Below are 20,816 nucleotides of genomic sequence, written 5' to 3'. Positions count from 1 at the left end.
GTCCGCGCCGCTGTTCGCGCCGCTGTTGATGATGGCGGCGCTGCTGGTGGGGTGTGCAACCCAGGATCGCCTGACCACCGTCGATACCCGCAGCGAGAATGTCGGTCACCAGCGCCTGCAGCCGCAGACGGGCGGCGGCAGTGGGCAGCTGCAGGTGTATTCGCTGGGTGCGACCGAGGGCTACCGGATGCCGCAACTGTACGCGGCACCGGACCCGGAGGTCGGTGATCGCGACCCGCGCGCGGAACTGGCGCCGACCACCATCTGCCTGCAGGTGGTGGTTGATGCCAACGGCGACGTCGAGCGCAGCCTGCCATTGACCGATCGCCCGGAGTGCGCGGCAGGTGCTGCGGGCGAGAATGCGCCCCTGCTGCAGGCAGCGCAGGAAGCCGTGGCGATGTGGAAGTACTCGTCCGCAGCGGTCTGCCACTTCGCGGCCGGCAAGGTGCCTGCCAATCGCGGTGACTGCCGGGGCGCCGAGCGTGTCGAACCGGTGGCCGTCACCCTGCAATATGCCTTTACCTTCGAGATCGTGAAGGGCCAGCACGTGGTGCGCACGCAGGGAAAATGATCGCTCGCGATGACCGGGGTAGCGCCGGGCCATGCCCGGCGGGCGCAGCGGAGTGGATCAGGCCCCGCCCTGGATGTTGGCCTTCACTGCGGGCTGCATCAGCTTCGGTTCTTCCAGCGTCGCATCGCGGGCCTGGCGCACGCTGACGAACTCTGCCTCGGCTACGCCGTCGTGCACGTGGATGTTGTGCGCGCGCTGTTGGCCGATGGTGGTTTCGTTGGCGAACCCGCGGCCACCGGGGCCGTAGTCGTGGCAGACAAACACGCGCGTCGCATCTGGCAGGGCCAGCAGGCGCTGGATCGAGCGGTACAACTGCGCGGCATCGCCGCCCGGGAAGTCGCAGCGGGCAGTGCCGCCGTCGGGCATGAACAGCGAGTCGCCGGTGAACAGCGCATTGTCGATCAGATAGGCGATGCTGTCGCTGGTGTGGCCGGGCACGGCGATCACCTGGCAGCGCAGGTCACCCAAAGCGAAGGTCTCGCCATCGCTGAACAGGTGGTCGAAGATCTCATCGGCTGCGGGAAGCTGCAGGCCATAGCGCGGTGCGAACGTAGCCTGCACCGCGCGGATGCCTTCACCGATGGCCAGCGTGGCCTGTGGGAAGCGTTGCTTGAGCCGGCGCCCGGCCGACACATGGTCGGCGTGGGCATGGGTTTCCAGCAGCCAGCGCAGCTGCAGGCCCTGTTGTTCGATGGCCTGCAACGCGGCCTGCAACGGCGCTTCACTGCTGGCATCGGTATCCGGGTCGTAGTCCAGGACCGGGTCGATCAGCGCCGCCTCGCCGCTGGCCGGGTCGCTGACCAAGTAGCTGAAGGTGTTGCTGTCACGGTGGAAGAACGACTGCACCTGGACCGACATCGGAACTCTCCTCAGCGCGTGCCGAGCACGCGGTTCAGCAACTGCGCCAGGTTCTCACCGGCCAGTCGCAGCTGCGCTTCGGCCAGCGGCCGGTAGCGTTCGGTGTATTCGTCACCGATTTTACGCGTGGCCGGATAAACGCCAGCTTGCGTGGAGATGCGGCAGCTGGCCTCGGCCCACGTCTGCGGGTCGCGCTGCGGGTTGGACTGGCGCGCCAGCTTCGGCGCGCGCTGGCTCTGCAGCAGCGGCAGATAGCCCGCATCGTCCAGCTTGCGGGTATTGAGCATGCCGCTGTCCCACAGCGAGTGCAGGTTGGTACCGCGGTTGCCGAACTGCAGCTGGAAATCGTTGCCGCCCTTGTCGTGGGCGTAACCGGCGTGCATCGGCTGGTGGATGTCGCCGACCAGATGCACCACGAACTTCAGCGCCTGCAGGCGCTCGCCGTCGGTCAGGCTGCGATCGCCGAGGATGGCGCTCTGTGCCTTCAGGGCCTCGACGATGCAGTTGCCGTTTTTGCAGTGCTTCGGTGCTTCGTAGTGGCAGTTGTCTTCGGCGATGTTGACGTAGTGCCAGCCGGCCGAGCGGCGGCCCAGGCCCGGGTCCTTGGCGCGCAGCTGGTCGGCCCACGGCGCGATGCTGGCCAGCGTGGCGTCCGGTTCGGTGGCCAGCAGGCGGTCCACTTCGGCGCGGGCGGTGGGGTTGAGGCGGGCGTCGGCGACTTCGGCGACAAGGCGGTGGCCTTGCGCGCCCCAGGCCTGTGCGGGGGCGGAGACGGACAGCAGGGCCGGCGCCAGGGCGGCGGCGAGGAACAGGGAGTGCAGGGCTTTCATGCGCACATTCTAGCGGGGTAGGTGGATTGAAGAGCGGCGCGTTCCTGTTCCGAAGTGGGAGCGCAGAGGAATGGGTTTACGGCGTGTCCCGGCTCCGCTCCCCGCCTTGCCCCAGCTCCGGAACCGCTTCAGTCCCAGGCACAAAAAAGCCCCGGCAATCACCGGGGCAACATGCTGCGAGGGTTTTGCGTGCGGCGGGGGAGCGGGGGCGAAGCCCCCGCGCTCAACACACCGCTTTAGAACTTGAAGACGTACGAAGCGCCATAGACCAGCGGATCGATGTTGACCGTGCCGATCTTCTCGCCGTTCAACTTCACCTTGCTGTCGATGTCGATCCAGCGCATGTCCACGCGCAGCGCGCCCTTCTCGCCGATCGCGAAGTCCACGCCCGCATGCGCGGCCAGGCCCCACGAATCCTGCAGCTTCAGGCGGCTGTCCTTCAGCGCACCGGTGGTGTCTTCGCTGAAGAAGGTCGTGTAGTTCACGCCCGCACCGATGAACGGCGACACCTTGCCCTTGCTGTTGAAGTGGTACTGCACGGTCACCACCGGCGGCAGCTGCTTGGTGCTGCCCACGCGGCCCAGGCCATTGATGTTGATGTCGTGCTTGAACGGCAGCGCGGCCAGCACTTCGATGCCCAGGTTGTCGGCGATGAAGTACTCACCGGTGATGGTCGGCTTGACGTCGTTGTCGACGTCGACCTTCAGGGTGTGGTTGGCCAGCCAGCCATTGTTCGACTTCGGCGCCACCTGGTGCACGCCGGCGGAAAGGGTCCAGTCGCCCTTGGACTGGGCCATGGCCGGGGCGGCGGCGAGCGACAGGGCGGCGGCCAGGCTGGCCACGATCAGGGGGGAGGTCTTGCGCATGGGGGTGATCTCGTTGCTGGGTGGATGTGACCAGTTTCGGCCTCACATCGCGCTAACGCTTTGATCCGGATCAAATCCTGTCTGCCGGCCCGCTGCCCGTCGGGGCTGGCCCGCGGTGGCCAGCCCCGGTTTGCTAGACTTGTGGGCCCTATCCATCCCGCCGCACCCGTCGCGGCCGCAGGAGCTTGAGAACATGGCAATCAAGGTTGGTATCAACGGTTTCGGTCGCATCGGGCGTAACGTCCTGCGCTCGGCGGTGCTGAACTTCGGCGACGACATCGAAATCGTGGCCATCAACGATCTGCTGGAGCCGGACTATCTGGCGTACATGCTCAAGTACGACTCCGTGCACGGTCGTTTCAAGGCCGACGTGGCGGTGCAGGGCAACGACCTGCTGGTCAACGGCAAGAAGATCCGCCTGACCCAGGAACGCGACCCGGCCAACCTGAAGTGGAACGAAGTGGACGTGGACGTGGTGATCGAGTCCACCGGCCTGTTCCTGACCAAGGAAACCGCGCAGAAGCACATCGATGCCGGCGCCAGGAAGGTCATCATGTCGGCCCCGTCGAAGGACGATACGCCGATGTTCGTCTACGGCGTGAACGACAAGACCTACGCCGGCCAGGCGATCGTCTCCAATGCTTCGTGCACCACCAACTGCCTGGCCCCGCTGGCCAAGGTCATCAATGACAAGTGGGGCATCAAGCGTGGCCTGATGACCACCGTGCATGCGGCTACTGCCACCCAGAAGACCGTCGATGGCCCGTCCAACAAGGACTGGCGCGGTGGCCGTGGCATCCTGGAAAACATCATTCCGTCGTCCACCGGTGCGGCCAAGGCCGTCGGCGTGGTCATTCCGGAACTGAACAAGAAGCTGACCGGCATGAGCTTCCGCGTCCCGACCTCGGACGTGTCGGTGGTCGACCTGACCGTCGAGCTGGAAAAGGAAGCCACCTACGCCGAGATCTGCGCTGAAGTGAAGGCACAGAGCGAAGGCCCGCTGAAGGGCATCCTCGGCTACACCGAAGACAAGGTGGTGGCCACCGATTTCCGCGGCGAGACCTGCACCTCGGTGTTCGACGCCGAGGCCGGCATCGCCCTGGACGGCACCTTCGTCAAGCTGGTCACCTGGTACGACAACGAGTGGGGCTACTCGAACAAGTGCCTGGAAATGGCCAAGGTCGTCGCCGCCAAGTAAGGCCGGCGAAGATCGCACGCGGACCCCGGCCTGGCCGGGGTTCGTCGTTTATGGGGCCAGCCCTGTCGTAGCATGGGCCGGTCGACCGCTGCCGCTGGGGCGCGGGATTGCAATGGAAGCATGCAATGGAAGCATTGATCGCCCTGGTGGTACTGGTCCTGCTGGCCATCCCGCTGCTGCTGGTGGTGGCGCTGGTGATGATTGCCGGCCTGCGCCGCCGTGTGGCCGCGCTGGAAGGTGCCCTGGCCGCCGCGCCGGCCGTCCGGCCGGTTGCAGCCGAGCCTGCGCCAGAACGGGCTGCGCCCATGCCTGCGGCCGGCGCCGATCCGCCGTTCCTGCGGCCGGTGGCGGCTGCCGCACCGCCTCCGTCCCAGCCAACGCCGCCGCCGGTGCGCGAAGTGGTGCCTGCAGCAACGGAGGTGCCGCGCCCGGTCGCACCACCGCCGGTGCCACACGCGCCGTTGCAGCCGCCGTTGCCTTCCGAGCCGGCGCTGCCCAACTTCATCGAGCGCGGCATCGGAGCGGTCAAGCGCTGGTTCACCGAGGGCAACGTGCCGGTCAAGATCGGCATGCTGGTGCTGCTGGCCGGTGTTGCCGCGCTGTTGAAGTACGTCAGCGACCAGGGCTGGCTGGTGCTGCCGATCGAGCTGCGCCTGGCCGGTGTCACCGTGGGGGCGCTGGGCCTGTTGGCGTTCGGCTGGCACCAGCGCGAGCGCCGGCGCCTGTTCGCACTGGCGCTGCAGGGCGGTGCCATTGGCGTGTTGCTGCTGACCATCTTCGCCGCATTCAAACGGTTCGAGCTGCTCAACCCCGGGTTTGCCTTCGCCAGTTCGATCGCGCTGGTGGCCGGCCTGTGCGTGCTGGCGGTGGTGCAGAACTCGCGCACGTTGGCGGTGCTGGGCATCCTCGCCGGCTTCATGGCGCCGCTGTGGCTGTCCACCGGCAGTGGCAACCACGTGGGGCTGTTCAGCTACTACGCGGTGCTCAACGCTGGCATCTTCGCCATTGCCTGGTTCCGTCCGTGGCGTGCGCTGAACCTGCTTGGCTTCGCTTTTACCTTCGGCATCGGCACGTTCTGGGGCGTGTTGCAGTACGCGCCGGACAAGTTCAGCAGCACCGAGCCGTTCCTGCTGCTGTTCTTCGCCTTCTACCTGTTGATCCCGCTGCTGTACGCGCGCCGGCAGCCCGCCGGGCGACGTGATCTGGTCGACGGCAGCCTGGTGTTCGGCACGCCCTTGGTCGCCTTCTCGATGCAGGCGGGCATGCTGCACGAGCAGCCGATGACGCTGGCGCTGTGCGCGCTGGGCCTGGCGGCGATCTACGCCGTACTGGCGCGGGCACTGATCGCGCGCGCGTCTTACACCGTGCTGGCGCAGTCGCATGCGGTGCTGGCGGTGGGCTTCGCCACGCTGGCGGTGCCACTGGCATTGTCTGCGCGTGCCACCGGCGCGGTGTTCGCGCTGGAAGGTGCGGGCCTGGCCTGGCTGGGCCTGCGCCAGAAACGCTGGCTGCCGCAGGTGTCCGGCGCGTTGCTGCAGATCGGTGCTGCGTTCGCCTTTGTGGCCGGCGCCGACCACTGGCTCGAAGACGCACGCTTCCTGCTCAACCCGACTGCCATCGGCGCGTTGCTGCTGGCCATTGCCGGCTTCGCGTCGGCGTGGAGTTACCAGCGCAGGGAGCGCCATGAGATCGCACTGGTCTACTACCTGTGGGGCCTGCTGTGGTGGCTGGGCGGTCTGGTGCACGAGATCTTCCGCTTCTTCCCGCAGCGCACGCAGGCCGATGCGTTGCTGGTGCTGGTCGCGGCCACGGCCTGGCTGGCGGCTGAAATGCAGCGCCGCCAGCCGGCACGCGCGCTGGGCGTAACCGCCCTGGCGATGCTGGCCCTGGGCTTCCCGCTGGCGCTGATGCAGAGCGATGCGCACCAGCAGCCGTTCGCCGGCTATGGCGCACTGGCCTGGGCGGTGTTCGCGGCGCTGGGCGTACGTACGTTGCTGTGCCTGCGTCAGGGCGGCAACACCGTGGCACGCATCGCGCAGTTCCTGTGGTGGCTGCTGTGGCCGTCGCTGCTTTCGTTGCTGGCCCTGTGGGGCGGCGGCGAGGCCGGGCTGGCACAGGGCTGGACGCTGCTGTTGTTCACGCTGCCGTGGCTGCTGATGGCGGCGCTGTCGTTGTGGCGCTGGAATGCACTGCGCTGGCCGTTGGGGGCTGCCTTCGACAGCGTGCGCCTGCCGTTGCAGTGCGTGCTGTTCGGCCTGCTGTCCGCAGGCTGGCTGTTCGGCCAGTTGCTGCCGGGGGACGCAGCGCCGCTGCTGTGGCTGCCGGTGTTGAACCCGGCCGAGCTGGGGCAGTGGTTGAGCCTGGCGCTGCTGGCGCGCTGGCTGTACAGCGGGCAGGCGCCGCAGGCACTGGTGAAGATCCGGCTGCCGCTGTTGGCATTGGCCACCTTCGTTGCGCTGACCAGCCTGGTGCTGCACGGCGTGCATCAGTGGGGCGGCCTGTCGTGGAGTTCGTCGATGATGCGTTCCAGCCTGGCGCAGACCAGCCTGACCGTGCTGTGGAGCGTGCTCGGCGTGATCGCCTGGGTATGGGGTTCGCGCCGCGGCCAGCGCGTGTTGTGGATGGTCGGTGCCGTGCTGATGGGTGTGGTACTGGCCAAACTGGTCATTGTTGATCGCCAGCACCTGGGCAACCTGCTGGGCATTGCATCGTTCATCGCCTACGGCCTGCTGTGCACGGTCGTGGGTTATCTGGCACCGGCACCGCCGAGCGCGGCGCCGACCGTGGAGGAAAAACAATAATGAAGACGTGGAGCAGGGCGCTGCTGCCGGCGATGTTCGGCATGCTGGCCGCCGTCACCGCACAGGCCGCCGATTACCGTACCCAGTACGCCGAACAGTGGCCGCTTACGTTGTCCAGCGCACAATCGGGTGCCTACCGTGTTGTGCTGGAACCGGCGATCTACCGTCGCGCCGGCAGTGCGGACCTGGGCGATGTGCAGGTGTTCAATGCCGCCGGCCAATCGCTGCCGTCGGCCTTGCTGGCGCCGGATCAGCCGCTGGCACAGCCGCCGGTGCAGCGTGAGCTGCCGTGGTTCGCGTTGCCGCCACTGGCCGAAGCACAGCGCAACGACCTGCAGTTGCTGACCGAGCGCGATACCGATGGCCGTGTGCGTCGCGTGGAAGCCCGCGTGAGTGGGGGTGCGGCGGCAAGCGGGCAGGGTGGCTGGCTGATCGACGCCAGTGTGCTGGGCCAGCAGCCGCTGGCGGCGCTGGTGCTGGATTGGGCTGACAGTGGCCAGCCGTTGCAGGCTCAGGTGCAGCTGGACGTCAGCGACGACCTGCAGCACTGGCGTGCGATTGGCCGCGACATTCCGCTGGTGGATCTGCAGCGCGCCGGCAAGCGCCTGCTGCAGCGCCGCCTGCAGGTGGATGGTGAAGCGCGCTATCTGCGCGTGCTGGCGCAAGGCGATGCGCGTCTGCCGACGCTGCGCAGCGTACTGGCCGAGCTGCCGCCGGCACCGGCGACGCTGCCGTGGGAATGGTTGTCGCTGGAACCGACCTCGAAGGGCAAGGGCGAATACACCTTCGAGATGGATGGCCGCTTCCCGGCGGCACGTGCCGACGTGGCCAGCACCGACAACAGCCTGGTGCAGTGGACATTGTTCAGCCGCGATGACCAGAGCGCGGAATGGCAGCGCCGCAGTGCACCGTGGATTGCCTATCAGCTGCAGCAGGGTGCGCAGGGCCAACGGCAGCAATCGGCCGCGCAGCCGCTGGGCGGGGTGCATCGGGATCGCTATTGGAAGCTGGTGGCGAACCCGGCCGAAACGGCCACCGCACCGACTCTGCGCCTGGGTTACCAGCCCGAAGTACTGGTATTCCTGAGCCAGGGCGCGGCGCCCTACGCGTTGGCGGTGGGCAGCTCGACCGCGCGCCGCACGGAGGCGCCGATTGGCGTGCTGATCGAGGAACTGCGGTTGCGCAACGACCCGTCGTGGCAGCCGACGCTGGCGCGCCTGGAAGGCAGCCCGGAGCCGCTGGCCGGCGACGCGGCGCTGAAACCGCAGCACGATTGGAAGTCGTGGTTGCTGTGGGCGTTGCTGGGTCTGGGTGTGCTGGTAGTGGGCGGCCTGGCGGTCAGTCTGCTTCGGCAGAAGCCGGCGCCTTCGGCGTAGGTTCCGGCGAACGGCGCAGCCCCTCGTGGGTGGGCGGTTGGTCGCGTAAAGCAAAAGCCGTGCTTGGCCGGGCGGGGTGGGTTCGCGGGAGACGCCGTGAACCCGTCCCTGAAGTGACCCCCGGGAGTTGGACACCAGATCCAACCCCGAGGGATACATGAACAGATACGACGCGCGTTTCAAACTGCAGGTCGCCAAAGAGGCCTGCAAGACCTCCACATCGGTCAAAGCCGTTGCTCGTCGCCACAGCCTGGAGTTTTCCACGGTCAGGCGCTGGGTGGCGACCTATCGGCTGCACGGTTGGCGCGGGTTTCACCGCCAGGCCCGGTCCTATGACCTCGCGTTCAAGCTGGCTGTCCTGGAGAAGATGAGCCAGGACGGCATGTCCGGGCGCGAAGCCACCACCTACTTTCAGATTGGTGATGCCGGCGCAGTGGGGCAGTGGCGGCGCCTGTATGCTCAGGGCGGTGCCCAAGCGTTGGCACCGCCCCTGCCGCCGCCCCGAAAGCCGATGAAAAAGACCCGTTCGTCCAAGCCACCTGAGGATATGAGCCGCGATGAGCTGCTCAAGGAAGTCGCCTATCTGCGCGCGGAGACCGACTACCTAAAAAAACTCGATGCCTTGATCCGGGAAGAGCAGGCGGCGCGAGACGCAAAGCGCAAGCCATCCAAGGATTGAGGCAGGTTCATACGCTGTCGCTTCTGCTCGAAGCGGCAGAGCTGTCACGCAGTACGTTCTATTACCAGAACCATGTCCTGGCCCATCCGGATCAGGACGAGGCAGATCTGCGCGAGCGCATCCGTGCAATCTACGATCAAAGCCAAGGGCGCTATGGCTATCGCACGGTAACGCTGGAATTGGCCAATCAGGGCCATCGGACCAATCGCAAGCGGGTACAGCGCCTGATGGGGGAGATGGGCCTGAAATCGCGCGTGCGCGTGAAGCGCTATCGGGCCTTCAAGGGAGCGGCCAATATTGTGGTTGGCAATGACCTCAATCGTGAGTTCCAGGCCGAGCGGCCCAACCAGAAGTGGGTGACTGACGTGACCGAGTTCAAGGTGCAGGGCATGAAGCTGTACCTGTCGCCGATCATGGACCTCTACAACGGTGAAATCGTGGCTTATCAGATCAAGCGCCAGCCCGTGTTCGATCTGGTGGGTCAGATGCTGGAGGAGGCCATCAGCAAGCTTTCCCCGGATGAGCGCCCCATGATCCATTCTGACCAGGGCTGGCAGTACCAGCATGAAAACTACCGGCACATGCTGGAAAAGCACTCGTTGAAGCAAAGCATGTCCCGGCGTGGCAACTGCTTGGACAATGCGGCAATGGAGAGCTTTTTCGGGACGCTGAAGTCGGAGTTCTTCTATCTGAACAGCTTTGACAGCATCGAGAGTCTGGAGGCTGGGCTGGTGGAATACATCCAGTACTACAACGAAGAGCGCATCAAACTGAAACTGAAAGGCCTGAGCCCGGTAAAGTACCGGGAGCAGGCCCAATCGGCCGCTTGACCCCGTCCAAGTCTCGGGGGTCACTTCACCCTGGGGGCTTGGCCGCGGCATCCATGCCGCGGACACTCCCGCGAACCCACCCCGCCCGGCCTCTGACAATTTCCGTGTGCGTCCACCCACGGAAAGAAAAAAAGAAGAGCAAAAGCTGCTTGGCAGGGCGCTCTTTGTAGAGCCGAGCCCACGCTCGGCTGCTGTTCGCGATAGACCCAGCCGAGCACGGGCTCGGCTCTACATTTTTCTCCGACATCAGAAACCGCTCTTGCCTTTGCCGTCCGCTCCGCCTCATGAACCTGTCGAGGCCGGGGTGGTGTGGGCTCGCGGGGGCGTAAGCGCCATGGATGGCGCGCCCGAGCCTCCAGGGATGGATTCACGGCGTCCCCCGCGAGCCCACACCGCCCCGGCCCACCCACAACACCACGAAGCGCCAGCGCTTTGGCTGTTGCTGTTGCATTTGCTGTGCGCCTCTGCCTGCCGCAGGCATCGACCCTCCCACCACCCGCACCCGATACAATGGCCGTCTGCCGTACCCCGGCATCCCGTCCCTGAGCCAAAGAGTTGCCCATGTCCATCGTCCGCATGACCGACCTCGACCTCTCCGGCAAGCGCGTGCTGATCCGCCAGGATCTGAACGTGCCGATCGAGAATGGCCGCATCACTTCCGAACAGCGCATCACCGCTTCGCTGCCGACGCTCAAGCGCGCGCTGGAGCAGGGCGCGGCGGTGATGGTCACCTCGCACCTGGGGCGCCCGAAGGAAGGCGTGTGGAGCGAAGCCGAGTCGCTGGCGCCGGTCGCCCAGCGCCTGTCCGAGCTGCTCGGCCGCGAGGTCCCGCTGGTGCGCGACTGGGTCGACGGCGTCGACGTGCAGCCGGGCCAGCTGGTGCTGCTGGAAAACTGCCGCATGAACGTCGGCGAGGGCAAGGACGATGAAGCCCTGTCGAAGAAGTACGCGGCGCTGTGCGATGTGTTCGTGATGGATGCCTTCGGCACCGCGCACCGTGCGCAGGCCTCCACCCACGGTGTCATCCGCTTCGCCCCGGTGGCGGCCGGTGGCCCGCTGCTGATGGCCGAACTGGACGCGCTGGCGCAGGCGCTGGATGCACCGGCCAAGCCGCTGCTGGCCATCGTCGCCGGCAGCAAGGTCAGCACCAAGCTGGAACTGCTGGCCAACCTGGTCGGCAAGGTCGATCAGCTGATCGTCGGTGGTGGCATCGCCAATACCTTCATTGCTGCCGCCGGCTACAACGTCGGCAAGTCGCTGTACGAGCCGGACCTGCTGGATACCGCCAAGAAGATCGTGGCCGATGCCAAGGCGCGTGGCGCCGACATTCCGCTGCCGGTGGACGTGGTCACCGCCAAGCAGTTCATGCCGGACGCGGTTGCCGAAGTGAAGGCGGTCGACGCGGTTGCCGAAGACGATCTGATCCTGGACATCGGCCCGCAGACCGCTGCGCAGTACGCGCAGCTGATCGAAAAGGCCGGCACCGTGGTCTGGAACGGCCCGGTCGGCGTGTTCGAGTTCGAAGCCTTCAGCAAGGGCACCGAAGCGCTGGCCCGCGCCATCGCCAGCTCGCCGGCATTCTCCATCGCCGGTGGCGGCGACACCCTGGCCGCGGTCGACAAGTTCGATATCGCCCAGCAGGTCAGCTACATCTCCACCGGCGGCGGTGCGTTCCTGGAGTTCCTGGAAGGCAAGACCCTGCCGGCGGTGGCCGCACTCGACGCGCGCGGCGCATGAGTGCCGAGCGCGGCAAGGATGTGCTGTTCTTCGACCTCGATGGCACGCTGATCGATTCGCAGGTGGGCATCACCGCCTGCATCGCTTACGCGCTGCAGAAGATGGACCATCCGGTGCCGCCGCAGGAGACGCTGCTGGGCTGGATCGGTCCGTCGCTGCGGACCACCTTCGCGCCGCTGTTCGTTGAACCGGCGCGGGTGGAACAGGCGGTGGGCTACTACCGTGAGCGCTTCGACGCCGAGGGCTGGCGCGAGCATACGGTGTACCCGCAGGTGGAAGACACCCTGCGCATGCTGCACGGTCGTGGCCACCGCCTGGCGGTGGTCACGGCCAAGAACGAGCCGCATGCGCGCCGCATCCTCGCCCACCTGCCGTTCGGCGGGCTGTTCGAGGAGATCGTCGGTTCGACCCTGGACGGCTCGCGCAGCCACAAGCCGGAGCTGGTGGGCGAGGCGCTGCGTCGGCTGCAGGTGCAGCCCGCGCAGTGCTGGATGATCGGCGACCGCCGCATGGACATCGAAGGCGCACGCCACCACGGTCTGCGCAGTGTCGGTGTGCTGTGGGGTTTCGGCGGTGAGGTCGAACTCACCGAAGCCGGTGCCGGCCAGCTGGCCCGTGAGCCGGCGCAGCTGACGACGCTGTTGGCCTAGGCTCCTGTAGAGCCGAGCCCATGCTCGGCTGCTTCGGCCTATGCCCAGCCGAGCATGGGCTCGGCTCTACAGAACTGCCTGCGCCAGCGTATGTCCGGCCGATGTCCGCTCCATGACCCGCGAAGTCAGGCAGCACAAGGCTGTAACCGTATACATGCGGCGTGAAGGATGTGCTAATTTCCGTTCTTTATCGGGAGAGGCCCATTCACCATGTTCGAGCGTCAGCGTCGCACCAAGATCCTTGCCACCCTCGGTCCGGCCACTGATCCGCCGGGCGTGCTGGAGGATCTGTTCCGCGCCGGCGTCAACGTGGTGCGCCTCAACTTCAGCCACGGCGATCCCTCCGGCCAGGCCAAGCGTGCCGCCGAAGTGCGTGCCGCTGCGGCCCGCGTGGGCGTGGAAGTGGGCATCCTGGCTGACCTGCCGGGCCCGAAGATCCGCATCGAGCGCTTCGCCGAAGGCAAGGTGCAGCTCAAGGCGGGTGACCGCTTCGACCTGATCGCCAGCGCCAACGCCGGCCCCGGCGATGCGACCCAGGTGGGCGTCAGCTACCTCGGCCTGCCGCAGGACGTCGGCCCGGGCGATGTCCTGCTGCTCGATGATGGCCTGATGCAGCTGCAGGTGGTCGAGGTGCAGGGCGAGCGCATCATCAACACCGTGCTCAATGACGGCGCGCTGTCTGATCGCAAGGGCCTGAATAAGCAGGGCGGTGGCCTCTCGCTGGGCGCACTGACCGAGCGCGACAAGGAGCTGATCGGCATCGTCGCCAGGATCGGTGTCGACTTCATCGCCGTGTCGTTCTGCCGCAACGCGCAGGACATGAACGACGCCCGTGACATCGCCCGCTCGCATGGCTGCGATGCTGCGCTGGTGTCGAAGATCGAGCGCACCGAAGCGATCGAGAACCTGGAAGAGATCGTCGAGGCCAGCGACGTGGTGATGGTGGCCCGTGGCGACCTCGGCGTGGAAATCGGCGATGCCGAGCTGCCGGGCCTGCAGAAGAAGATCATCAAGGCCTCGCTGGCGCAGAACAAGGTGGTGATCACCGCCACGCAGATGCTGCAGTCGATGGTCGAAAGCCCGATCCCGACCCGTGCCGAAGTGCTGGACGTGGCCAACTCGGTCATCGACGGTACCGACGCGGTGATGCTGTCGGCTGAAACCGCTGCCGGTGCGTACCCGGTCAAGGCGGTGGAAGCGATGGCGCGTATCTGCCTGGGTGCCGAGCGCCAGTTCCAGACCGAGACCGACTTCAACGCCTCGCCGCGTAATCTGGAACGTGCCGACCAGGCGATTGCCATGGCCACCATGTTCCTGTCGCAGCACGTGGGCGTGCGTGCGATCGTGGCGATGACCGAATCCGGTGGCACCGCCCGCTACCTGTCGCGCTTCCGCGCCAAGGCGCCGGTGTTCGCAGTCACCCGCCACGACGGCGCGCGCCGCCAGATGGCCCTGATGCGCGATGTGTTCCCGATCAACTTCGACAGCCGTGGCCTGACCCCGCGCGAAGCCGCGCGCGGCAGCATCCGCCTGCTGGTGGAAGCCGAACTGCTGCAGGCCGGTGACCGCGTCGTGTTCACCAGCGGTGAGCACATGGAAACCCTGGGCGCGACCAACACCCTGCGCCTGCTGGAAGTGGGTGAAGACGGCCGCGCCAGCGGCCTGGGCGATCTGTAAACCCCGTCGGCCCCGGGTCGGAGCCGCCGTGCGGATCCGACCCAGGGTCAGATCCGCAAAGGGGCTCTGACCCGGCGCAACAGGACATCGCCTGTCCGGTGCGGACATTGGAATCGTTTCCAGACTGGCCTGCACGTCGGCGCAACGGGCGGCGGGGCTATACTTACGTTTTTCCCGCACCCGCCACAGGAAGTACATGAGCATCGAACAGCTGGCTGAAACCGCCCAGGCCATGGTTGCCCCGGGCAAGGGCATCATCGCGATCGACGAATCCACCGCTACCATCGCCAAGCGTTTCGCTGGCGTCGGTATCGAGAACACCGAGGAGAACCGTCGTGCCTACCGCGAACTGCTGCTGACCACGCCGAAGCTCAACGAGCACATTTCCGGCGCCATCCTGTTTGACGAAACCATCCGTCAGTCGACCAAGGACGGCGTGCCGTTCGCCAAGTACATGGCCGACCACGGCATGATTCCGGGCATCAAGGTGGACAAGGGTGCGCACCCGCTGGCCGGCTGCCCGGGCGAGCTGGTGACCGAAGGCCTGGACGGCCTGCGCGAGCGCCTGCAGGAGTACTACAAGCTGGGTGCGCGCTTCGCCAAGTGGCGGGCGGTGATCAACATCGGCGAAAGCATTCCGTCGGGCACCTGCATCGAGTCCAACGCCCACGCGCTGGCCCGCTATGCCGCGCTGTGCCAGGAATGTGGCCTGGTGCCGATGGTCGAGCCGGAAGTGATCATGGACGGCGACCACGACATCGAGACCTGCTACGAAGTCACCGAAGCCACCCTGCGTTCGCTGTTCGACGCCCTGTACCAGCAGAACGTGCTGCTGGAAGGCACCATCCTGAAGGCCTCGATGGTCATCTCCGGCAAGGGCTGCGATGAGCAGGCCGACGTCGAGGAAGTGGCCGAGTCGACCGTGATGTGCCTGAAGAGCACCGTGCCGGCCATCCTGCCGGGCGTGGTGTTCCTGTCCGGTGGCCAGAGCGACGAGCAGTCCACCGAGCACCTGAACGCGATGAACCAGCTGGGCAACCTGCCGTGGCCGCTGAGCTTCTCCTACGGCCGCGCCATGCAGCAGGCCGCGCTGAAGCTGTGGGCCAAGGACATGAAGGGCAACTACGCTGCTGCCCAGAAGACCGTGTACGAGCGCGCCAAGGACAACGGCCTGGCCGCGCTGGGCAAGTGGAACGGTTGATCCGTCCCATCGCTGGATGAACAGGGCAACGCCGGCATCACGCCGGCGTTTGCTTTTGCGGGTATCGTTTCCGCCCCCACGCGCCCGGCCGGTGCGTGGGAACCACATGGAAGGCCAAGGAGAAACAACATGCGTTTGGCAGCAATCACACTGGCCGTCGCCACGGTCCTGGTCGCCGGCGGTTGCAACCGTCTCGGCGGCGGTGGTGACGCAGGCAAGGCCGCGTCGCTCGATTTCGACAAGCCGGTGTCCGGCGAGATCACCTCGCGCAGCGGCATCAACTACAACGACGGCAGCCATCACCAGCTCTACCAGATCAAGCTGGAAGACAAGCAGCTGGTTGGGCTGAAGCTGACCGGCTCGCTGAGCGGCTCGATCGCCGTCTTCAACAACGGCAGCCTGGTGGCCAGCAGCAACACCGGCTACGAGCGCGAGGGCGACGTCTCGCTGGCCTTCCGTGCCAACGGTGGCGGCACCTACCAGGTAGCGGTCAACGCCAACGGCTCGACCGATTACGGTCCGTACCGCCTGCGCGCCGAGAAGCTGGTGCCGTACGACGGCAAGCCGCTGGCGGGCAGCGGCGAGATCGTCGACATGCTGGCCGGTGGTTCCCAGGACTACACCCTGCAGGTGGACAAGGCCGGCCTGTACGAGATCCGCCTGGTGTCGGATGTCTTCGATCCGGTGCTGAAGCTGTCGGGCCAGGGCGTGGACGCCGAAAATGACGATGGCGGGGACAGCACCAACTCGCGCCTGACCCTGTCACTGAAGCCGGGCAAGTACACCCTGACTGCACGCGGTCTGGGCGACGGCGTCAGCGGCATGTTCACCCTGTCGGCCAACCGCATCGAACTGCCCGGCAATCTGGTGGAACGCGATGGCACAGCGCTGCCGAAGTCGGGCAGCGTGTACACGATGCTCGACAACGACGGCCGCCGCCGCTTCCTGCTGACCCTGGATCGCCCGGCCGACGTGCGCCTGGATGCGGTTTCCAGCCAGGTCGATACCGTGCTGCGCGTGGTCGGCGGCGACGTCGAGCTGACCGATGATGACGGTGGCAGCGGTACCAATTCGCGCCTGGAAGAGACCCTGCCGGCCGGTCACTACACCGTGGACGTGTCCAGCCTGAACAACGGTGCGGGCATGGTGGAAGTGCGCGTGCAGGTCGAGGGTGCCAGCGCCGACGGTGCTGCGGCCTCGGCGGCACGTGCCGCGGCCGATGCTGCCGCTGCTGTGGCCGATGACGCCGCTGCTGCGGTGGAAGCTGCCAGCCGTTGAGCGTGATCCACGCCGCGCGTGGATGACGACAACGATGCAACGGAAAAGGCCGGGCAATGCCCGGCCTTTTCTTCTACCTGCAGCGCTGTGGTTCAGTGCGCAGCGGCGAAGCCTGCATCGCCCAGCGGCGGCAGCACCGACCCGCGCGGTTCGTTGTCCGTGCTTTGCCCGGCGGCACTCAACGCCTGCTGGTAGGCCTTTGCCGTGGCAGTGTTGAACGCCACCAGCACGATGCGCATCGGCTGTGCATGGCTGCGCTGCCACGCCAGTGTTTCCGTCACTGCGATCTGCGCGGCCTGGTACAGGGGATAGCCATACACGCCGCAGCTGATCGCCGGGAACGCGATCGACTGCACGCCCAGCGACTCGGCCAGCTGCAGCGATTTCCAGTAGCAGTTGGCCAGCAATGCCGGTTCGTCGCGCTGGCCGTCGTGCCAGACCGGGCCCACCGTGTGCAGTACATGCTGCGCCGGCAATGCATAAGCGTCGGTGGCGCGCACTTCGCCGGTCGGGCAACGCACGCCCGGGCGCAGCTCCGGCAGTTGCTCGCACTCGGCCAGCAGCGCAGGGCCCGCGGCACGATGGATCGCACCGTCGACACCGCCGCCACCGAGCAGTGTTTCATTGGCCGCGTTGACGATCGCATCCACCGCCAGGGTCGTGATGTCGCCCTGCCAAACTTCGATCTTCATGCGTCCGTCTCCTGCCTGTGAGGTGATCCGCGCAGCGTCTGCGCCGGCTGTTCCCACGGTAGGGGACAGGGCATCGATACTGCGTCATGACCGTCTCACGCGCTGCGATCCGACGGCCTTCACGCACGATGGCGGGCGACGCCTTCACGCAGGCTGAAGCAGGGCGCACGCCGGGCATGGCCCGGCGCTACCTGCAGTCGGACGTCGGTAGCGCCGGGCCATGCCCGGCGGATCGCATTACGGCAGGCCGGCCAGCCAGTCGTCGTCGGAACCCTCATTCACATCGGCGAACAGCGGCGTGGAGAAATAGCGTTCACCGGTGTCGGGCAGCATCGCCAGGATCACCGCGCCCGGTTCAGCACGGGCCGCCACGTCCAGCGCGCTGGCCACGGTAGCGCCGGCGGAGATGCCGACGAAGATGCCTTCTTCTGCAGCCAGTCGGCGTGCGGTGGCGATCGCGCGGTCATCGTCCACCGTTACCAGTTCATCCACCACATCGCGGTTGAGCACGTCCGGCACGAAATCCGGCGTCCAGCCCTGGATCTTGTGTGGCTTCCAGTCATCGCCCTTCAACAGTGCGGCGCCGGCCGGTTCGGTGGCGATGATGCGGGTCTGCGGGCGCGCGACCTTCAGCACTTCGCCAACACCGGTGAGCGTGCCGCCGGTGCCCCAGCCGCTGACGAAGTAGTCCAGCCGCTTGCCGGCGAAGTCGCGCAGGATCTCGGCGGCGGTGGTGTTGCGGTGGTACGCCGGGTTGGCCGGGTTGGCGAACTGGCTGGCCAGGAACCAACCGTGCTGTTCGGCCAGTTCGGCCGCCTTGCGCACCATGCCGCTGCCGCGTTCGGCGGCCGGGGTCAGGATCACCTTGGCGCCATAGGCGCGCATCAGCTTGCGGCGCTCCACCGAGAAGGTTTCGACCATGGTGGCCACGAACTTGTAGCCGCGCGCGGCGGCGACCATCGCCAGTGCCACGCCGGTGTTGCCTGACGTGGCTTCGACGATGGTGTCGCCCGGCTTGAGCACGCCACGCGCTTCGGCGTCGAGGATGATCGCCAGCGCCAGGCGGTCCTTCACCGAGCCGCCCGGGTTGAACGACTCGACCTTGGCGTAGACGCTGACCTGCGGGGGCGCCAGGCGCTGCAGCCTGACGATGGGGGTGTTGCCGACGGTATCGAGGATGGAGTCGTACAGGGCCATGGAAGCGCTCCGGAAACGGGGCCGCGCCGGGCTTCGGCGGGCGAAGGGGGAGGGCTGGCTGTTCAGGCCAGCGGCTGCCGGCTGACCGTAGCGCCGGCATATGACGCCCGGAAATGACCAGATACCTTTCTTAAACAACCTTTGGTTATAAGCTGGTGACGGCAAATGACCCTAGAGTGGACTTCCGCCCCACGCCGCCTGCCTCCCATGACGCTGACCCAGCTGCGCTACCTGGTTGCCATCGCCGACGCCGAGCTGAACATCACGCTCGCCGCCTCGCGCGTGCATGCCACCCAGCCTGGCCTGTCCAAGCAGCTCAAGCAGCTGGAAGACGAGCTCGGCTTCCTGTTGTTCGTGCGCAAGGGCCGCAGCCTGGAGTCGGTCACCCCGGCCGGCACCGAAGTGATCGCCCGCGCCCGCGCGGTGCTGGCCGAGGCCAACAACATCCGCACCTACGCGGCCAACCAGCGCCGCGAGAGCCAGGGCCAGCTGATCCTGACCACCACCCACACCCAGGCGCGCTTCGTGCTGCCGCCGGCGGTGGCAGCGATCAAGCAGGCCTACCCGCAGGTCAGCGTGCACCTGCAGCAGGCCGGCGAAGCCGACGCGCTGGACCGCTTGAACCAGGGTGACGCGGATATCGCCATCATCAGCACCGCCGGCGGTGAGCCCACCGATGGCATCGCGGTGCCGCTGTTCCGCTGGCGGCGTCTGGTGGTGGTGCCGAAGGGCCACCCGCTGGACCGCGCCGGCCGCGCCCCGGACCTGGCCGCGCTGGCCCGCCAGCCATTGATCAGCTACGAATCCTCGACCCGTCCGAACTCGTCGCTGCAACGCGCCTTCGCCGCCAATGGGCTGGTGCCCGACCTGGCACTGACCGCGCTCGATGCGGACCTGATCAAGACCTACGTGCGTACGGGTCTTGGCGTAGGCCTGCTGGCCGAGATGGCGGTCAGTTCCAACGATGAAGACCTGCGCTCGTGGCCGGCGCCGGACCCGATCAGCGAGTGCATTGCCTGGGCGGTGCTGCCGCGTGACCGCGTGCTGCGTGATTACGCGCTGGAGCTGGTGCACGTGCTGGCACCGCAGATTGATCCGCGCGATCTGCGCAGGGTGCTGGATGGCAACCAGGCGGCGGCGTGGCCGGTGCCACCGACGTGGGAGTCACTGACCCAGACCATCACGGTGTGAGGGGGTGGTCGAGCAGGGCTTGCAGCCCTGCACCTGCCGAATCAACGGCAAAAGCCGAAGCAACAGCAACAGCCGAAGCAGCAGCAACAGCTGGCTTCCGTTGGGGGCGGGGCGGTGTGGGCAGGCAGGACACGCCGTAAACCCCCCTCCGGGGTCCGGCCCAGCCGCTGGCGGCTGTGCGTTCGGGCGCTTGCGAAGCAGTGCTTCGCAAGCAAAGCGCCCTCACCCCTGGGGGCTCGATGGCGCCATCCATGGCGCCAACGGTCCTGCCTGCCCACACCGCCCCACCTCTGACAGATTCCGATGGCTGTTGGTAGGTGTCGACCTTGGTCGACACGGTAGATCCACGCCATGCGTGGATTCTTTTCGATTCCAATTTGAAATATTCGATTCCGATGGAGATTCATCCACGCATGGCGTGGATCTACGACAGATCGCAGAAATCTGTCGAAGGCGGGGTGGGTCCGGTTGCGGGAGTGTCCGCGGCATGGATGCCGCGGCCAAGCCCCCAGGGACGGGTTTACGGCGTCTCCCGCAACCGGACCCACCCCGCCATCCCACGGATTGCCCGCTTTTGACGTTGACGTTGACGTTGATTCAGCGGGTGCAGGGCTGCAAGCCCTGCCGATAAACCCTCTCCTGCGACCGTTCGTCGCACGAGCAACCCTGGACCCGCATCTACACTAGCGGGGTGACCCGCCTGTCCCGCCCGCAGCGCCTTCTGCTCCAGCTCGCCGTCCTGGCGACGCTGCTGATGGTGCTTGCGCCACTGGTCAGCCGCGCGCTGCAGGCGCCGCCGATGGAGTACGCCGCGATGGCAGGCATGGACCACGCCGCCATGGGCCATGACATGCACGGCATGACCATGGCCGGGCACGATCGGCACGGTGCTGCGCCGGCAGCGCCCAACCGCCCCGCCGACCCCCACGCCATGCACGGCGAAGCCTGCGAATACTGCGTGCTGGCCATGCGCCTGCTGCCGTGGCTGGCGGTGCTGGTGCTGCTGTTGCCGCTGCTGTGGCGGCCGCGCCTGGTGTTCCCGTGGTCGCAACAGGTGCTGCCGGCACTGCGCTGGCCGGCGCATGCCGCACGTGGGCCGCCGCGCCTCTCCATCGTCCGCTGATGTCCCTATCGAATCTGCCGCACGACGCCTGACCGGGCGCCGTGCGCGCGTGCGTACTTTG

The 20,816-nt window shown here is 66.8% G+C and carries 17 protein-coding genes; 12 read left to right on the top strand and 5 right to left on the bottom strand.

Annotation, left to right across the window (positions count from 1 at the left end; translation table 11 throughout):
- Window positions 1–28 precede the first annotated feature (28 nt).
- Window positions 29–571 (top strand): hypothetical protein, encoded by a 543-nt coding sequence (locus M1L61_RS18365; RefSeq protein WP_100447155.1) that lies wholly within the window; start codon window positions 29–31, stop codon window positions 569–571.
- A 57-nt stretch (window positions 572–628) separates the two neighbouring features.
- On the opposite strand, the gene M1L61_RS18360 is transcribed toward M1L61_RS18365, so the two are convergent.
- The 3 genes from M1L61_RS18360 to M1L61_RS18350 all read right to left on the bottom strand — a co-directional run bounded on the left by M1L61_RS18360 (window position 629) and on the right by M1L61_RS18350 (window position 3,125).
- Window positions 629–1,429, bottom strand: coding sequence for an MBL fold metallo-hydrolase (locus M1L61_RS18360; RefSeq protein WP_227199722.1), 801 nt, complete (start codon window positions 1,427–1,429; stop codon window positions 629–631).
- An 11-nt stretch (window positions 1,430–1,440) separates the two neighbouring features.
- Window positions 1,441–2,259 carry a S1/P1 nuclease gene (locus tag M1L61_RS18355; protein ID WP_248853886.1) on the bottom strand — a complete coding sequence of 273 codons (819 nt, stop codon included), beginning with the start codon at window positions 2,257–2,259 and terminating at the stop codon, window positions 1,441–1,443.
- Window positions 2,260–2,495: 236 nt separating this feature from the next.
- On the bottom strand, window positions 2,496–3,125 hold the full coding sequence (locus M1L61_RS18350) for an OmpW family outer membrane protein (RefSeq protein ID WP_019338734.1): 630 nt from the start codon (window positions 3,123–3,125) through the stop codon (window positions 2,496–2,498).
- A gap of 193 nt (window positions 3,126–3,318) precedes the next feature.
- Here M1L61_RS18350 and gap point away from each other — a divergent pair, with 193 nt between their 5' ends.
- From gap to M1L61_RS18305, 9 genes are all read left to right on the top strand, one after another.
- Window positions 3,319–4,323 carry a type I glyceraldehyde-3-phosphate dehydrogenase gene (gene gap, locus M1L61_RS18345; protein WP_010484083.1) on the top strand — a complete coding sequence of 335 codons (1,005 nt, stop codon included), beginning with the start codon at window positions 3,319–3,321 and terminating at the stop codon, window positions 4,321–4,323.
- Between the two features lie 125 nt (window positions 4,324–4,448).
- Window positions 4,449–7,124 carry a DUF2339 domain-containing protein gene (locus M1L61_RS18340; protein WP_071306365.1) on the top strand — a complete coding sequence of 892 codons (2,676 nt, stop codon included), beginning with the start codon at window positions 4,449–4,451 and terminating at the stop codon, window positions 7,122–7,124.
- Window positions 7,124–8,500: a DUF3999 domain-containing protein gene (locus M1L61_RS18335; RefSeq protein WP_010484085.1), complete on the top strand. Its 1,377-nt coding sequence runs from the start codon at window positions 7,124–7,126 to the stop codon at window positions 8,498–8,500. Before M1L61_RS18340 ends, M1L61_RS18335 begins: the two co-directional genes overlap by 1 nt.
- A 157-nt stretch (window positions 8,501–8,657) precedes the next feature.
- A protein-coding gene (locus M1L61_RS18330) for an IS3 family transposase (protein WP_099560046.1) occupies window positions 8,658–10,009 on the top strand; the annotation gives its coding sequence in 2 pieces (ribosomal slippage) (window positions 8,658–9,105 and window positions 9,105–10,009; 1,353 coding nt in all).
- A 561-nt stretch (window positions 10,010–10,570) separates the two neighbouring features.
- Entirely contained in the window at window positions 10,571–11,746 is a 1,176-nt protein-coding gene (locus tag M1L61_RS18325; protein ID WP_010481432.1) for a phosphoglycerate kinase, read from the top strand.
- Window positions 11,743–12,396 (top strand): HAD hydrolase-like protein, encoded by a 654-nt coding sequence (locus tag M1L61_RS18320; RefSeq protein WP_248853885.1) that lies wholly within the window; start codon window positions 11,743–11,745, stop codon window positions 12,394–12,396. Before M1L61_RS18325 ends, M1L61_RS18320 begins: the two co-directional genes overlap by 4 nt.
- A 210-nt stretch (window positions 12,397–12,606) precedes the next feature.
- Entirely contained in the window at window positions 12,607–14,073 is a 1,467-nt protein-coding gene (gene pyk, locus M1L61_RS18315) for a pyruvate kinase (protein WP_010481436.1), read from the top strand.
- 196 nt (window positions 14,074–14,269) lie between these two features.
- Complete coding sequence (locus M1L61_RS18310; RefSeq protein WP_010481439.1) at window positions 14,270–15,274, top strand: class I fructose-bisphosphate aldolase; 1,005 nt, start codon at window positions 14,270–14,272, stop codon at window positions 15,272–15,274.
- A 129-nt stretch (window positions 15,275–15,403) separates the two neighbouring features.
- Window positions 15,404–16,552: a hypothetical protein gene (locus M1L61_RS18305; RefSeq protein WP_019338731.1), complete on the top strand. Its 1,149-nt coding sequence runs from the start codon at window positions 15,404–15,406 to the stop codon at window positions 16,550–16,552.
- A gap of 92 nt (window positions 16,553–16,644) precedes the next feature.
- Here the strand turns inward: M1L61_RS18305 and M1L61_RS18300 are convergent, their stop codons facing one another.
- Both M1L61_RS18300 and cysK read right to left on the bottom strand, forming a co-directional pair.
- Window positions 16,645–17,244, bottom strand: coding sequence for an O-acetyl-ADP-ribose deacetylase (locus tag M1L61_RS18300; RefSeq protein WP_010481443.1), 600 nt, complete (start codon window positions 17,242–17,244; stop codon window positions 16,645–16,647).
- Window positions 17,245–17,481: 237 nt separating this feature from the next.
- Entirely contained in the window at window positions 17,482–18,441 is a 960-nt protein-coding gene (gene cysK / locus M1L61_RS18295; RefSeq protein WP_010481445.1) for a cysteine synthase A, read from the bottom strand.
- Window positions 18,442–18,648: 207 nt separating this feature from the next.
- On the opposite strand from cysK, the gene M1L61_RS18290 reads away from it, so the two are divergent.
- Window positions 18,649–19,632 (top strand): LysR family transcriptional regulator, encoded by a 984-nt coding sequence (locus M1L61_RS18290; protein WP_010481448.1) that lies wholly within the window; start codon window positions 18,649–18,651, stop codon window positions 19,630–19,632.
- 691 nt (window positions 19,633–20,323) lie between these two features.
- A complete protein-coding gene (locus tag M1L61_RS18285) occupies window positions 20,324–20,755 on the top strand; it encodes a DUF2946 family protein (protein WP_248853884.1) in 432 nt (143 codons plus the stop codon).
- The last annotated feature ends 61 nt before the right edge of the window (window positions 20,756–20,816 follow it).

It is taken from the genome of Stenotrophomonas sp. NY11291, from assembly GCF_023277365.1.
In the GTDB taxonomy this organism is placed as follows: domain Bacteria; phylum Pseudomonadota; class Gammaproteobacteria; order Xanthomonadales; family Xanthomonadaceae; genus Stenotrophomonas; species Stenotrophomonas geniculata.
The sequence above is the reverse complement of the archived record's forward strand: the minus strand, read 5'-3'. Positions and strand labels throughout refer to the sequence as shown.

Bases quoted from the DNA above. Each gene is read 5' to 3' on its own strand.
- M1L61_RS18365 (WP_100447155.1), top strand. From the start codon at position 29: ATGATGGCGGCGCTGCTGGTGGGGTGTGCAACCCAGGATCGCCTGACC.
- M1L61_RS18360 (WP_227199722.1), bottom strand. From the start codon at position 1,429: ATGTCGGTCCAGGTGCAGTCGTTCTTCCACCGTGACAGCAACACCTTC.
- M1L61_RS18355 (WP_248853886.1), bottom strand. From the start codon at position 2,259: ATGAAAGCCCTGCACTCCCTGTTCCTCGCCGCCGCCCTGGCGCCGGCC.
- M1L61_RS18350 (WP_019338734.1), bottom strand. From the start codon at position 3,125: ATGCGCAAGACCTCCCCCCTGATCGTGGCCAGCCTGGCCGCCGCCCTG.
- gap (WP_010484083.1), top strand. From the start codon at position 3,319: ATGGCAATCAAGGTTGGTATCAACGGTTTCGGTCGCATCGGGCGTAAC.
- M1L61_RS18340 (WP_071306365.1), top strand. From the start codon at position 4,449: ATGGAAGCATTGATCGCCCTGGTGGTACTGGTCCTGCTGGCCATCCCG.
- M1L61_RS18335 (WP_010484085.1), top strand. From the start codon at position 7,124: ATGAAGACGTGGAGCAGGGCGCTGCTGCCGGCGATGTTCGGCATGCTG.
- M1L61_RS18325 (WP_010481432.1), top strand. From the start codon at position 10,571: ATGTCCATCGTCCGCATGACCGACCTCGACCTCTCCGGCAAGCGCGTG.
- M1L61_RS18320 (WP_248853885.1), top strand. From the start codon at position 11,743: ATGAGTGCCGAGCGCGGCAAGGATGTGCTGTTCTTCGACCTCGATGGC.
- pyk (WP_010481436.1), top strand. From the start codon at position 12,607: ATGTTCGAGCGTCAGCGTCGCACCAAGATCCTTGCCACCCTCGGTCCG.
- M1L61_RS18310 (WP_010481439.1), top strand. From the start codon at position 14,270: ATGAGCATCGAACAGCTGGCTGAAACCGCCCAGGCCATGGTTGCCCCG.
- M1L61_RS18305 (WP_019338731.1), top strand. From the start codon at position 15,404: ATGCGTTTGGCAGCAATCACACTGGCCGTCGCCACGGTCCTGGTCGCC.
- M1L61_RS18300 (WP_010481443.1), bottom strand. From the start codon at position 17,244: ATGAAGATCGAAGTTTGGCAGGGCGACATCACGACCCTGGCGGTGGAT.
- cysK (WP_010481445.1), bottom strand. From the start codon at position 18,441: ATGGCCCTGTACGACTCCATCCTCGATACCGTCGGCAACACCCCCATC.
- M1L61_RS18290 (WP_010481448.1), top strand. From the start codon at position 18,649: ATGACGCTGACCCAGCTGCGCTACCTGGTTGCCATCGCCGACGCCGAG.